12 protein-coding genes are annotated in these 13129 nt (G+C 68.3%); 8 read left to right on the forward strand and 4 right to left on the reverse strand.

Features of this window, described 5'->3' with window-relative positions:
• Positions 1-382: 382 nt before the first annotated feature.
• Positions 383-1594 (reverse strand): tyrosine--tRNA ligase, encoded by a 1212-nt coding sequence (gene tyrS, locus IAE41_RS08415; RefSeq protein WP_200732779.1) that lies wholly within the window; start codon positions 1592-1594, stop codon positions 383-385.
• A 167-nt stretch (positions 1595-1761) separates the two neighbouring features.
• Here tyrS and IAE41_RS08420 point away from each other — a divergent pair, with 167 nt between their 5' ends.
• Positions 1762-3234 (forward strand): peptidoglycan DD-metalloendopeptidase family protein, encoded by a 1473-nt coding sequence (locus tag IAE41_RS08420; protein WP_200732780.1) that lies wholly within the window; start codon positions 1762-1764, stop codon positions 3232-3234.
• A 67-nt stretch (positions 3235-3301) separates the two neighbouring features.
• Complete coding sequence (locus IAE41_RS08425) at positions 3302-4429, forward strand: anhydro-N-acetylmuramic acid kinase (RefSeq protein WP_200732781.1); 1128 nt, start codon at positions 3302-3304, stop codon at positions 4427-4429.
• A gap of 66 nt (positions 4430-4495) precedes the next feature.
• Here IAE41_RS08425 and IAE41_RS08430 read toward each other — a convergent pair whose 3' ends face one another.
• The 3 genes from IAE41_RS08430 to IAE41_RS08440 form a co-directional block, all read right to left on the reverse strand.
• Positions 4496-4726: a hypothetical protein gene (locus IAE41_RS08430; protein ID WP_079225485.1), complete on the reverse strand. Its 231-nt coding sequence runs from the start codon at positions 4724-4726 to the stop codon at positions 4496-4498.
• A gap of 77 nt (positions 4727-4803) precedes the next feature.
• Positions 4804-6099, reverse strand: coding sequence for an MFS transporter (locus tag IAE41_RS08435; RefSeq protein WP_200732782.1), 1296 nt, complete (start codon positions 6097-6099; stop codon positions 4804-4806).
• The gene (locus IAE41_RS08440; protein WP_200732783.1) at positions 6096-6896 is read right to left on the reverse strand and encodes an exodeoxyribonuclease III; all 801 of its coding nucleotides are present in this window, start codon (positions 6894-6896) and stop codon (positions 6096-6098) included. Before IAE41_RS08440 ends, IAE41_RS08435 begins: the two co-directional genes overlap by 4 nt.
• A 162-nt stretch (positions 6897-7058) precedes the next feature.
• Between IAE41_RS08440 and pyrE the strand changes: the two genes are divergently transcribed.
• The 6 genes from pyrE (at position 7059) to kdpC (ending at position 13113) form a co-directional block, all read left to right on the forward strand.
• The gene (gene pyrE / locus IAE41_RS08445; protein ID WP_108767480.1) at positions 7059-7718 is read left to right on the forward strand and encodes an orotate phosphoribosyltransferase; all 660 of its coding nucleotides are present in this window, start codon (positions 7059-7061) and stop codon (positions 7716-7718) included.
• Between the two features lie 16 nt (positions 7719-7734).
• Positions 7735-8379: a hypothetical protein gene (locus IAE41_RS08450; RefSeq protein ID WP_108758431.1), complete on the forward strand. Its 645-nt coding sequence runs from the start codon at positions 7735-7737 to the stop codon at positions 8377-8379.
• A gap of 207 nt (positions 8380-8586) precedes the next feature.
• Positions 8587-8679 (forward strand): potassium-transporting ATPase subunit F, encoded by a 93-nt coding sequence (locus IAE41_RS08455; protein ID WP_079225483.1) that lies wholly within the window; start codon positions 8587-8589, stop codon positions 8677-8679.
• Between the two features lie 12 nt (positions 8680-8691).
• Positions 8692-10401, forward strand: a complete 1710-nt coding sequence (gene kdpA / locus IAE41_RS08460) for a potassium-transporting ATPase subunit KdpA (protein ID WP_200732784.1) — start codon at positions 8692-8694, stop codon at positions 10399-10401.
• Between the two features lie 10 nt (positions 10402-10411).
• Complete coding sequence (gene kdpB / locus IAE41_RS08465) at positions 10412-12469, forward strand: potassium-transporting ATPase subunit KdpB (RefSeq protein WP_200732785.1); 2058 nt, start codon at positions 10412-10414, stop codon at positions 12467-12469.
• Positions 12466-13113, forward strand: a complete 648-nt coding sequence (gene kdpC, locus IAE41_RS08470) for a potassium-transporting ATPase subunit KdpC (RefSeq protein ID WP_200732786.1) — start codon at positions 12466-12468, stop codon at positions 13111-13113. Before kdpB ends, kdpC begins: the two co-directional genes overlap by 4 nt.
• The last annotated feature ends 16 nt before the right edge of the window (positions 13114-13129 follow it).

The following is a 13129-nucleotide window of genomic DNA, read 5'->3' on the forward strand; positions in this document are numbered from 1 at the left end:
ATCCTTCCTGCAGGCGCCTTCACAAGATACCTGCGCATACTTTCAAAGATCCGGGAAGTGGCCTCAGCGCCGTTCCCGTGTGCTGCGAAGTTTCCTTCGTAGCGAGCCGCCCATTATGCCAGACTTTTTCAGTCCGTCAACACCTTCGTTCGATCATCTCGTTCGGCGGTGGTGGGCGCCCTGTTGTCGCTGAAGCCCTTGGTGGCGACCCCTGCGACGGGGGAGGAGAAGTATGCCCCCATCCACAGGGTTTGTGAAGGGGGTGTGGCGATTTTTTTCAACGGATGTTGCATCCGTTCATCCATCGCGCCCGTGGAGGCATATCGCGAAGAGCAGAAGCATAAGGAAGGGCCGGCTGGCGCCGGCCCTTCCTTATTTAGTGTCAGGCAACGACCAGGCGCACGCGGGCGAAGGTGCGCTTGCCGACCTGCAGCAGGCCTTCGAAGCCCGGCTGCAGCACCTGCTGTCCGTCCTCGACCACTTCACCGTCCACCTTGACCGCGCGCTCCTTGAGCTTGCGGTTGGCTTCGGAGTTGCTCGGGGTCAGACCGGCAGCAGTCAGCAGTGCGGCGATACGCAGGCCTTCGGCCGGAATGGCCACCTCCTGCAGCGGCAGCTGGGTGATGTCGCCCTGCCCGGTCACCGCCGCTTCCCAGCCGGCAATGGCCTGATCGGCCGCCGCGGCGTCGTGGAAGCGGGTTGCCAGCTCACGTGCCAGGCGCAGCTTGACCACGCGCGGGTTGAGATTGCCGGCGGCGACCTCTTCACGCAGCGAAACCGCTTCGGCCTGGCTGATATCAAAGGACAGCAGCTCGATCCAGCGCCACATCAGGGTGTCGTCGACCTTCATCGTCTTGGTGACGATCTCGATGGCCGGTTCGCTGATACCAATGTAGTTGCCCAGCGACTTGGACATCTTGTTGACGCCGTCCAGGCCTTCCAGCAGCGGCATGGTCAGCACCACCTGCGGCTTCTGGCCGTGGTGTTCCTGCAGGCCGCGGCCCATCAGCAGGTTGAACTTCTGGTCGGTACCACCGAGCTCGACGTCCGCTTCCAGGGCCACCGAGTCGTAGCCCTGCACCAGCGGGTACAGGAACTCGTGAATGGCGATGGACTGCTGGGCGGCGTAGCGCTTGGCGAAATCGTCGCGCTCGAGCATGCGGGCCACGGTGTGCTGGCTGGCCAGGCGGATCATGTCGGCCGCGCCCATCGTGCTGAACCACTCCGAGTTGAAGCGCACCTGGGTCTTGTCGCGGTCCAGCACCTTGAAGACCTGCTCCTCATAGGTACGGGCGTTGGCCAGCACGTCCTCGCGGCTGAGCGGCTTGCGGGTCAGGCTCTTGCCGGACGGGTCGCCGATCATGCCGGTGAAGTCGCCGATCAGGAAAATGACCTGGTGGCCAAGGTCCTGGAACTGGCGCAGCTTGTTCAGCAGCACGGTGTGGCCCAGGTGCAGGTCGGGCGCGGTGGGGTCGAAGCCAGCCTTGATCCGCAGCGGACGGCCTTCCTGCAGGCGCGCACGCAGATCCTCGATCTTGAGGATCTCGTCGGCACCACGGCCGATCAGGGCAAGGGCTTCTTCAATCGAGGACACGGTGACTACTCCCGGCTATGCCGTTTCTTGTGTGGGGTGTTAACGCCAAGTTAACCCATCCGGCTTCACAAAAGCCAATAGGCACAAGGGTTTGACGCGGTTTTCTCAGGTGTCTATGGTAACCGGCGATCAGGCCCGCGCTCCCGGGCCGCAGGAAAAAACCACTGATGCAAAATTCCGAACAAGGGCGCGCACGCAAGCAGCGCTTCCAGGAACGTCTCCACGTCCTGCACGACAACGCCCTGCACCGGAAGCTCAGGCAGCATCTCCCCGCCGCATTCAATGAACGCTGGACGCGTCGCCATTGGGTGCACGCGAGCCTGTTCGCCACCATCGGCGCCTTGGTGGCGACGATCGTGCCGGGTTTCTCGCACACCATCGATTCGCCCTACGCCGAAAGCCACACCAGCCTGGCCCTGCCCCTGCCGCCGCTGTCGCTGGCCCGCCAGCAGCAGACCCCGGGCGACAGCTGGCAGGTGCTGCGGGTGCAGCGCGGGCAGACCCTGAGCGACCTGTTCGACCAGGCCGGCATCCCCGCCACCACCCTGCACCGCGTGCTGGACCATCCGGGCGCGCGCGAATCGCTGACCAAACTGCGCCCCGGGGCCGAGATCGCCTTTGACATGCCGCTCTCGGGCGACCTGCGCAGCATCCGCTTCGACCGCGATGGCGACAACCGGGTGGAACTGAGCCTGGCCGGCGATGACATCAAGGAAAAGGTGACCAAGCGCGAGACGTCCACGCGCACGGTGGTCACCAGCGGCGAGATCACCAGCTCGCTGTATGCCGCGGCCCGCCGGGCCGGGCTGTCGCCGTCGGCGATCGCGACGATGACCGACGACATCTTCAAGTACGACATCGACTTCTCCAAGGACCTGCAGCCGGGCGACCGCTTCAGCGTGGTGATGGACGAGACCTGGCGCGAAGGCGAGAAGGTCGACACCAGCAAGATCCTGGCGGCGACCTTCACCACCGGTGGCAAGACCTACTCGGGCTTCCGCTTCGAGCGCGGCGGCAAGTCGGAGTACTACGACCTCAACGGCCGTTCGCTGAAGAAGAGCTTCATCCGCATGCCGATCCCGTTCGCGCGGCTGAGCTCGACGTTCGGCGCACGCAAGCACCCGGTGCTGGGCAAGATGCGCATGCACAAGGGCGTGGACTACGCCGCGCGCACCGGTACGCCGATCATGGCCGCCGGCGACGCCCGCGTGCAGTTTGCCGGCGTGCAGCGCGGCTACGGCAACGTGGTCATCCTCGACCATGGCCGTGGCCACACCACCCTGTACGGGCACATGTCGCGCTTTGCCAACATCAAGACCGGCCAGCGCGTGGCCCAGGGCACGGTGATCGGCTATGTCGGTTCGACCGGCCTGGCCACCGGCCCGCACCTGCACTACGAATTCCGCGTGAACGGCGAGCACCGCAATCCGCTGACGGTGACCATGCCGCCGCCGGAACCGCTGAAGGGCGCCGAGCTGGTGGCCTTCCGTGCGCAGACCGCGCCGGCCATGGCCCGTATCCAGGGCATGGAGAAGCTGATCTACGCCGAGGCCAGCCCGGCCCCGAGCAGCCGCGAGGCCGCGCCGACCGAGGTGGCCAGCGCCAAGGCCAAGCCTGGCAACAGCCACAAGCGCGGCTGACCCGCGCTGCGTTGACGAGGAAGGACGCGGCAGCCCAAGCTTGCCGCGTCCTTTTTTTATGCCCGCCATGAACACGACCGTCGACGTTGATGCCCCCCTCTACCTTGGCCTGATGTCAGGCACCAGCGCCGATGGCATCGATGCCGCGCTGGTGCAGTTCCCGGCCAGCGGCGGCTGCCGCTTCGTGCGTGGCCTGACGGCCCGCTGGGAGCCGGTGCTGCGCGCACGGCTGGTGGCGCTGGGCGAAGGCGGTCCGCTGGAGTCGCTGGAAGAGCTGGGCGATCTGGATGCGCGCATCGCGATCAACTTCGCCGCCGCCGCCAACCAGCTGCTGGACGAGGCCGGCGTGGACCGCCGCCAGGTGCGGGCGATCGGCTCGCACGGGCAGACCGTGCGCCACCGGCCGCTGGCCGACCCGGCCTTCACCGTGCAACTGGGCGATGGCAACCGCATTGCCGAACTGACCGGGATCACCACGGTGGCCGATTTCCGCCGCCGCGACGTGGCCGCTGGCGGCCATGGGGCGCCGTTGATGCCGGCCTTCCACCTGGCGATGCTGGGCACGGCCGGCGAGGACCGCGCGGTGCTCAACCTGGGTGGCATCGGCAACCTGACCCTGATCCCCCGGCAGGGCGTGCCGCGCGGCTTCGACACCGGCCCGGCCAATGCGCTGATGGATGCCTGGTGCCAGCGCCATACCGGCCGCACCTTCGACGCCGACGGGGCCTATGCGGCCAGTGGTGCGGTGGATGCACCGCTGCTGGCCAGCTGGCGTGCGGACCCGTGGTTCGCCCTGCCGCCGCCCAAGAGCACCGGCCGCGAGCAGTTCCACCTGGCCTGGGCCGAAGCGCGCATGGGCGAAGGCGAGTACGCCGCCGCGGATGTGCAGGCCACCCTGCTGGAACTGACCGCGGTGACCGTGGCCGATGCATTGCTGGCCCAGCAGCCGGAGACCCGCCGCGTGCTGGTCTGCGGCGGCGGCGTGCACAACCGGCAGCTGATGCGCCGGCTGGCGGCACTGCTGCCCGGCGTGGCGGTGGAATCCAGTGCCGTGCATGGGCTGGACCCGGAGTATGTGGAGGCGATGGGCTTTGCCTGGCTGGCACAGCGGACGATGGATGGGCTGGCCGGCAACCTGCCGAGCGTGACCGGGGCGAAAGGGCCGCGGATTCTCGGGGCGATCCATCTGGCGTGAGGTGATGCCATCGGCCGGGCGTGGCCCGGCGCTACCCCGTCCGCGCCATCCACGCGTGGTGTGGATCTACCGGAAGCCCTGCCCCGCCGGCATCGCCTGCAGAGCGGCGATCGCCGCTGACAGGGCGTCCACTTCGGGATCGCCGAAGCCGGAGCGGACCTCCAGCTCGCTGCTCAGCAGGCCCTGCTCGAGCAGCACCGAACAGGCCTGCTCGTGGCTCCAGCCGCGCGCCACGGCCACCCTTCGGATACGTTCATACAGCAGCGGGTCCACGTCCCGCAGCACTACATCGGCCATGCTCACTCCCCGTTCGCAAGGCACCGCCCCCTCGGCGCGTCCCGGGCGATCATCCCGCAGGTTGCGCAGTCAGGCAATCAGGGGGCGCTGCGGTCGTGGATGCGCGGCCACAGCCAGGCCAGCAGCAGCAGGGTCGGTACCACGGTGACCGCGCTGAGCATGAAGAAGGTGCTGTAGGAGCTGGCTTCGACGATATAGCCCGACACACCGCCGACGAACTTGCCCGGCAGGTTGGCCAGCGACACCAGCAGGGCGTACTGGGTAGCAGTGAAGTTGCGGTCGGTGAGCGAGGACATGAAGGCCACCAGCACGGTGCCGGCGAAGCCCTGGAACAGGTTGTCGGCGCTGAGCGCGGCGTAGAACGCCCACAGCTGGCCCGGGTTGTGCGCCATCAGCAGGAAGGCGAGGTTGGACAGGGCCACGCCCAGCGCCGCCACCAGCAGCATGCGGCGGAAGCCGAAGGCGGCCACGGCGATACCGCCAAGGAAGGCACCACCGATGCCCATCCACACGCCGAACAGCTTGGAGACGGTGGCGATGTCGGCCTTGTCGAAGCCCGAATCCAGGTAGAACGGGCCGGCCATCACGCCGATGACCTGGTCGGGGAACTTGAACAGCCCGACGAAAGCCAGCAGGCCCAGCGCCAGGGCGATGCCGTTGCGGGTGAAGAAGCTGGTGATCGGCTTGATGAAGGCTTCGGCGACGTCGATCCGGCGCTGCACGGCCTGCGCCGGGCGATCCGGTTCGCGGCACACCAGGGTGGTGATGATCGGCAGCAGCATCAGCCCGGCCATGGCCAGGTAGGCGACGATCCAGCCTTCGAACTGGGCCAGGTAGAGCGCGCCGGCACCGGCCAGGATCAGGCCGATGCGGTAGCCCAGCGTATAGGTGGCAGCCAGCGCGGCCTGTGCGGTTTCCGGGGCGATCTCGATGCGGTAGGCATCGACCACCGAATCCTGGGTGGCGCCGGCGAAGGACGCCACCAGCACCCAGGCCACCAGCGGCCACACGCCCTGTTCGGGGCGGACGAAGGCCAGCGCGACCAGGCCGATCAGCACCGCCACCTGCGACAGCAGCAGCCAGGAGCGGCGGCGGCCGAGGAACGCCAGCAGCGGGAACGCGTAGCGGTCCAGCAGCGGGGCCCAGGCGAACTTGAGCAGGTAGAAGAAGCTGGCCAGGCTGATCAGGCCGATGCTGCCCAGGTCCAGGCCGACATCACGCAGGCGGGTTGAAAGCGTCTGCGAGGCGATCAACAGGAACGGCAGGCCGCTGCCGAAGCCCAGCAGGGCCATGGTCAGGGCCGAGGGCGTGCCGAAGGCGCGCTTGATCCCGGCCCAGCCTTTGTAGCTGGGCTTTGCAGCGGCTTCGCTCACAGGTCGTAGTCCACGATGAACGGGGCGTGGTCGGAGAAGCGCTCGTCGCGGTAGATGGAGCAGCTTCGCAGGCGGTCACGCAGGCCGGGGGTGATGAACTGGTAATCGATGCGCCAACCGACGTTGTTGGCGCGGGCCGCGCCGCGGTTGCTCCACCAGGTGTAATCCTCGCCGGTGGGGTGCAGCAGGCGGTAGGCGTCGGCCCAGCCACGGCCGGTGGCCACGTCGGTGGCCTGGCCGTGGTCGGCACACAGGCCGTTGAGCCAGTCGCGTTCTTCGGGCAGGCAGCCGGAATTCTTCTGGTTGGACTTCCAGTTCTTGATGTCCAGCGCCGAGCGGACGATGTTCCAGTCGCCGCACAGGACGTAGTCGCGGCCGCTGCGCGCCCACTCCTCCAGGATCGGCCGCAGCCATTCCATCACTTCGAACTTGAAGCCCTGGCGCAGGTCGCCCGAGCTGCCGGACGGGATATAGAAGGAGACCACGCTGAGATTGCCGAAGCGGGCCTCGATGTAGCGGCCTTCGTCGTCGAACGGCGCCCAGCCCAGCGAAGTGATGACCTGGTCCGGCTCGCGCTTGCTGTAGATCGCCACGCCGCTGTAGCCCTTCTTGGTGATGGCGTCGCGGTAGAAGCAGTGGTGGCCGTCGGGGCGGAACATCGGATCGGTGAGCTGGTCCTCCTGCGCCTTGGTCTCCTGGATGCACAGAACGTCGGCGTCCTGGGCCCGGAACCAGTCGAGGAAGCCCTTGGTGGCGGCCGAGCGGATGCCATTGGCGTTGAAGCTGATGATGCGCATGCGGATGAACCTACGGCGGGAAACCGGGCAAGCATACCGGTTGCCCGGCGGCCCGCGCAGCCCGCCGGCCGGGCCCGGCAGGGCCTTCACAGGGGCCCAGGCGAGCGCGAAACGCCCAGCTGGATTAGGATTTGTGCTCCAAATGAAGACGAATCGAGTTTGATGAGCGACCACCGCCACCGTTTCCTGCAGCTGGCCCTGACCGCCGACGCCCTGCGCTTCGGCCAGTTCACCCTCAAGTCCGGCCGGCTGAGCCCCTATTTCTTCAATGCCGGTCGTTTCGACTCCGGCTCGCTGCTGTCCCAGCTGGGCGCCTGCTATTCGGATGCCATCGACGCCAGCGGCATCAAGTACGACGTGGTGTTCGGCCCGGCCTACAAGGGCATCCCGCTGGCCACCGCGATGGCCTGCGAGCTGGCCCAGCGTGGCCGCGACCTGCCGCTGTCGTTCAACCGCAAGGAAGTGAAGGACCACGGTGAAGGCGGCCAGCTGATCGGCGCCGACCTGACCGGCAAGCGCGTGCTGATCGTCGACGACGTGATCACCGCTGGCACCGCCATCCGCGAGGCCCTGGCCATCATCCGCGCTGCGGGCGGCATCCCGGCCGGCATCGTGGTGGCGCTGGACCGCCAGGAAATCGCCTCGGAAGCCGACCACCGCTCGGCGGCGCAGGCCGTGGCCGAAGAAGCCGGTATCCCGGTGATCGCCGTGGCGACCTTGGCCGACCTGCTTGATTTCGCCTCCGGAAACCCGGAACTTGTGGGCTACCGGCAGCCGCTGGAAGCCTATCGGGCCCAGTACGGCGTCCGTTCCGCACGCTGACCCAGGGGAAGGTCGCATGTTCCGAGTTCCTGCCATCGTTGCCACCAGCCTGCTGCTGGCGCTGCCGGCCAGCCTGCTGGCCCAGTCCGGCGCGCCGGGAAAGAAGCTGTACTGCTGGAACGAGGGCAAGGAGCGGATCTGCAGCGATTCGCTGCCGGCCGACGCGGTCAACAACGCCCGTGAGGAGTTCAATGCGAACAGCGGCGTGCGCAACGCGCAGGTACAGCGCGCGTTGACCGACGCCGAACGCGCCGCTGCCGCCACCGTGGCGGCGCAGGCGCAGCTGGACCAGATGGCAGCGCAGACCAAGCAGCGTACCGAGCAGGCCATGTTGTCGACCTACGGCAGCGAGGATGCATTGCGCAAGGTGTTCAACGAGCGCCAGGAGGTGCTCGACAACAACCTGAGCACCGCCCGCTACAACGTCACCAGCCTGCGGGATTCGCTGGTGACCCTGCTGGGGGCGGCGGGCGATCGCGAGCTGGCCGGCGGCAAGGTGGGCGACACGCAGGCCGAGGCGATCCGCCAGCGCCATGCCCAGCTGCAGGCACAGCAGCGCCTGCAGGCCAGCTTCGAGCAGCAGCAGGTGACGCTGAAGGCCGAGATCGACGCCAGCCTGCAGCGCTACCGCGAACTGAAAGGCATGGCCCCGGGCGGTTGAGGGCTGGCTGATCTGCCGTGGAGCCGAGCATGGGCTCGGCTCTACAACCGACGGCCTGCCGAGCATGGGCTCGGCTCTACAACGGGGCGGGCCACCGAATTTATGCACTCTTTACGCGCCGGCCCCGTCCGGCGCGTAGTGCGTTTATGGGGGGCAGGACGACGATGGCGGCCTGAGGTGGAGGGGTTCCACCAGGACGCATTTCCCATGTCCCCCTGGCTGTCGTTGTTCTGTGGCGTGCTGGTGCTGGTTGCCGCCGCCTATCTCCTTTATGTCGTGCTGCGGCCCGAGTCGTTCTGAGCGGAGCCTGCCATGACTGAGATGCTTGTGATTCTTGCTGCCAGCCTGCTGCTGGCCTGGCCGCTGGGCCTGTACCTGGCGCGTGTGATGCGTGGTGCGCCGATGAAGGTGGACGTGCTGTTCCACTGGATCGAAAAACCGCTGTACCGGCTGTTCGGCGTGGATGCCACGCGCTCGATGTCCTGGCGCGGCTACGTGCTGGCCTTCGTGCTGAGCAACGTGGTGGTGGCCGTGCTGACCCAGGCGGTGTTCATGACCCAGGCCTGGCTGCCATTGAACCCGGACCAGATCCCGAACATGCGCTGGGACACCGCGCTGCACACGATGATCTCGTTCCTGACCAACACCAACCAGCAGCACTACTCGGGCCAGGCGCAGCTGTCCTACCTCTCGCAGATGACCGGCATCACCGGCCTGCAGGTGGTGACGCCGATGATGGGCCTGGCGCTGGCGGTGGCAACGCTGCGGGCGCTGTTCGCGCGTGCGCCGCAGACCGTGGCGGCGCCCGCGGCCGGCGGCGACCGGCAGGTGCCGGTGGGCAACTACTACGTGGACGTGGTGCGCCTGTGCGTGCGCTTCCTGTTGCCGCTGTGCCTGGTCTGGACCCTGTTGCTGACCAGCCAGGGCGTGCCCTCGACGATGGCCGGCGGCCCGCAGGCCACGCCGATCGAAGCCAGCGCCGGCATGGCGCAGCAGAAACTGCCGCTGGGCCCGGTGGCGGCGATGGTCGCGGCCAAGCAGCTGGGCGCCAACGGCGGCGGCTGGTATGGCCCGAACAGCAGCTTCCCGCTGGAGAACCCGACCCCGGTGTCGAACCTGCTGGAGGTGGTGGGCATCCTGCTGATCCCGATGGCGGTGATCTTCATGATCGGTGCGTTCACCGGCCGACGCCGCTTCGGCGCCCTGGTGTTCAGCTGCATGCTCGGCATGTCGCTGCTGTCCACCGGCGCGATGATGTGGAGCGAGGGCCACAGCGCCAGCGCGGCTACGCCGCTGCTGATGGAAGGCAAGGAGGTGCGCTTCGGCGCCGACGGCACCGCGCTGTGGGCGGCAGTGACCACCCAGGTCTCCAACGGCTCGGTGAACGGCATGCACGATTCGCTGGCGCCGCTGAGCGGTGGCATCGCGATGGTCAACATGCTGGTCAGCGCGATCTGGGGCGGTATCGGCTGCGGCCTGCAGCAGTTCATCGTCTACCTGCTGCTGGGCGTGTTCCTGGCCGGGTTGATGACCGGGCGCACGCCTGAGCTGTTCGGCCGCAAGCTGGAAACACCGCAGGTGCGCCTGCTGGCCCTGCTGGTGCTGCTGCAGCCGATCACCCTGCTGGTGTTCACCGCGATCACCCTGGCCGTGCCCGGCCTTTCCGGCACGTCCAACCCCGGCTTCCATGGCATCAGCCAGGTCTTCTACGAGTACGTCTCGGCCTATGCCAACAACGGCTCGGGCTTCGAAGGGCTGGGCGACGCCACGCCGTGGTGGAACCTGAGCTGTTCGCTGGTGCTGCTGCTGGGCCGCTTCCCGCTGCTGATCATCCCGCTGGTGGTGGCTGCACAGCTGGCGGCCAAGCGCCAGGCGCCGGAGTCTGCCGGCAGCCTGCAGATCGAAACCCCGACCTTCGCCCTGACCCTGGTCTCGGTGATCGTCATCCTGACCGTGCTGCAGTTCATGCCGGCGCTGGTACTCGGCCCGATCGCCGACCACCTGAGCCTGGGACTGCACTAAGGACACCCTGATGAGTACCCACGCAAGTTCTTCCCGCAGTTCCCTTGTACCGCGCCCTGCCCTGCTTGATGGCGCCGGCCTGCGCCGTGCGCTGGTCGAAGCGGTGCGCAAGCTCGCACCGATGCACCTGGTGCGCAGCCCGGTGATGGCGGTGGTGATGGCCGGCACGATCGTCGCCGCCATCGTCACCCTGACCGGCAACGCGCCGCTGGGCTTCGGCCTGGCAGTGACCGCGATCCTGCTGGTGACCGTGCTGTTCGGCAATTTCGCCGAAGCCGTGGCCGAGGCACGTGGCCGCGGCCAGGCCGCATCACTGCGCCGGGCCCGCCAGGACCTGGTGGCGCGCCGCCTGGCCGGCCCGCAGCCGGGAGCCGCCGAAGCGCAGGTGCCGGCCGCCGAGCTGCGCCCGGGCGACCATGTGATCGTCAGTGCCGGTGAGCTGGTGCCGGCCGATGGCGAGATCGTGCAGGGCCTGGCCACCATCAACGAAGCGGCGGTGACCGGTGAATCGGCGCCGGTGCTGCGCGAGGCCGGTACCGACCGCTCCGGCGTGATCGGCGGCACCAAGGTGCTGTCCGACCAGATCATCGTGCGGGTGACCGCCGAGCCGGGCCACAGCTTCCTGGACCGGATGATCGCGCTGGTGGAAGGGGCCAACCGGCAGAAGACCCCCAACGAGGTCGCGCTGACCCTGCTGCTGGCAGCGATGACGCTGACCTTCCTGGTGGTGGTGGCGACCCTGCCGGCCATCGGGGCGGCCGTGGGCGTGCAGGTCGATCCGCTGCTGCTGATCGCGCTGCTGGTGTGCCTGATCCCGACGACCATCGGTGGCCTGCTGCCGGCGATTGGCATTGCCGGCATGAACCGTGCGCTGGCCGCCAACGTGCTGGCCAAGTCGGGCAAGGCGGTGGAAGTGGCCGGCGACGTGGACGTGCTGCTGCTGGACAAGACCGGCACCATCACCTACGGCGACCGCCAGGCCAGCCACTTCCATCCGCTGGCCGGCATCGACGCCAGCCAGCTGCGCGAAGCGGCACTGCTCTCTTCGCTGGCCGACCCGACGCCGGAAGGCAAGTCGATCGTGCGCCTGGCGCGTGAGCAGGGCTGCGCCACCGCCGAACCGGAGCAGGCCGACTACCTGGCCTTCAGCGCGCAGACCCGCATGTCCGGCGTTGACCTGGAACATGGGCGCCAGATCCGCAAGGGCGCGCTGGATGCGATCCGCAACCATGTGCAGGCGCTGGGCGGCACGGTGCCGGCCGAGCTGGCCGGGCGCGTCGAGCAGGTGGCACGCAACGGTGCCACTCCGCTGGTGGTGGCCGAGGGCCGCCACGTGCTGGGCGTGATCGAGCTGTCGGACGTGGTCAAGCACGGCATGCGCGAGAAGTTCGCGCAGCTGCGGGCGATGGGCATCCGCACGGTGATGATCACCGGCGACAACCCGCTGACCGCCGCGGCCATTGCCGCCGAGGCCGGCGTGGACGACTACATCGCCGAGGCACGCCCCGAAGACAAGCTGGCGCGCATCCGCCAGGAGCAGGCCGGTGGCCGCCTGGTGGCGATGGTCGGCGATGGCACCAACGACGCTCCCGCGCTGGCCCAGGCCGACATCGGCCTGGCGATGAACTCCGGCACGCAGGCGGCGAAGGAGGCCGGCAACATGGTCGACCTCGACTCGGACCCGGCCAAGCTGCTGGCGGTGGTGGAAGTGGGCAAGCAGCAGCTGATCACCCGCGGCGCATTGACCACCTTCTCGCTGGCCAACGACGTATCCAAGTACTTCGCGATCCTGCCCGCGCTGTTTGCCGCTGCGGTCCCGACCATGGCCGCCTTGAACGTGATGCAGCTGTCGAGCCCGCGCAACGCGGTACTGGCAGCGCTGATCTTCAATGCCCTGGTGATTCCTGCCCTGATCCCGCTCGCCCTGCGTGGCGTGCGCTTCCGCCCGGCCACCGCAACCGCGCTGCTGCGCCGGAACATGCTGGTGTACGGCCTGGGTGGCGTGCTGCTGCCGTTCGCGGCGATCAAGGCCATCGACCTCCTTCTTGTCCTGGTATCCGGCGCATGAACCGTTCTGTCTCCTCTTCCTCCCTGCCCCGCGAACACGCGGCCGAGGCCCGCGTGGCGCGCCTGCAGGACGATGCCACCTGGCGCCCGGCGATCGGCCTGGGCCTGGCCACCCTGCTGCTGGCCGGAGCGGTCTACGCCGGCATCGCCACCGGTTTTGCCGGCCTGAGCTACCCGACCCAGGCCGAAGGCAGCCTGCTGCGCGATGGCAGTGGCCAGGTGCGCGGATCGGCATGGCTGGCGCAGCCGTTCACCGGCGATGGATACTTCCAGGCGCGCCCATCGGCGGCCAGTTACGACCCGATGGCCGCGGCCGGTTCCAACCTGGCCCGCAGCAACCCGGCGCTGGCCGAGCGCGTGGCCGCCAGCACCGCTGCGGTGGCAGCGCGCGAGGGAGTGAGTCCGGCACAGGTGCCGGCCGATCTGGTCACCCAGTCCGGCGCCGGCCTGGACCCGCAGCTGTCGCCGGCTGCTGCGCAGGTGCAGGTGGCGCGCGTGGCGCGTGCGCGCGGCCTGCCGGTGGAGCGCGTGCAGGCGCTGGTGCAGGCGCACACCGAGGGCCGCCAGTGGGGCCTGTTCGGGCAGCCGCGGGTGAACGTGGTGACCCTGAACTTCGCCCTGGACCACGCTGCACGGGCACCGTGATGCCAGCCTGCACCGG

This window comes from Stenotrophomonas sp. S39 (genome assembly GCF_016624665.1).
Classification (GTDB): domain Bacteria; phylum Pseudomonadota; class Gammaproteobacteria; order Xanthomonadales; family Xanthomonadaceae; genus Stenotrophomonas.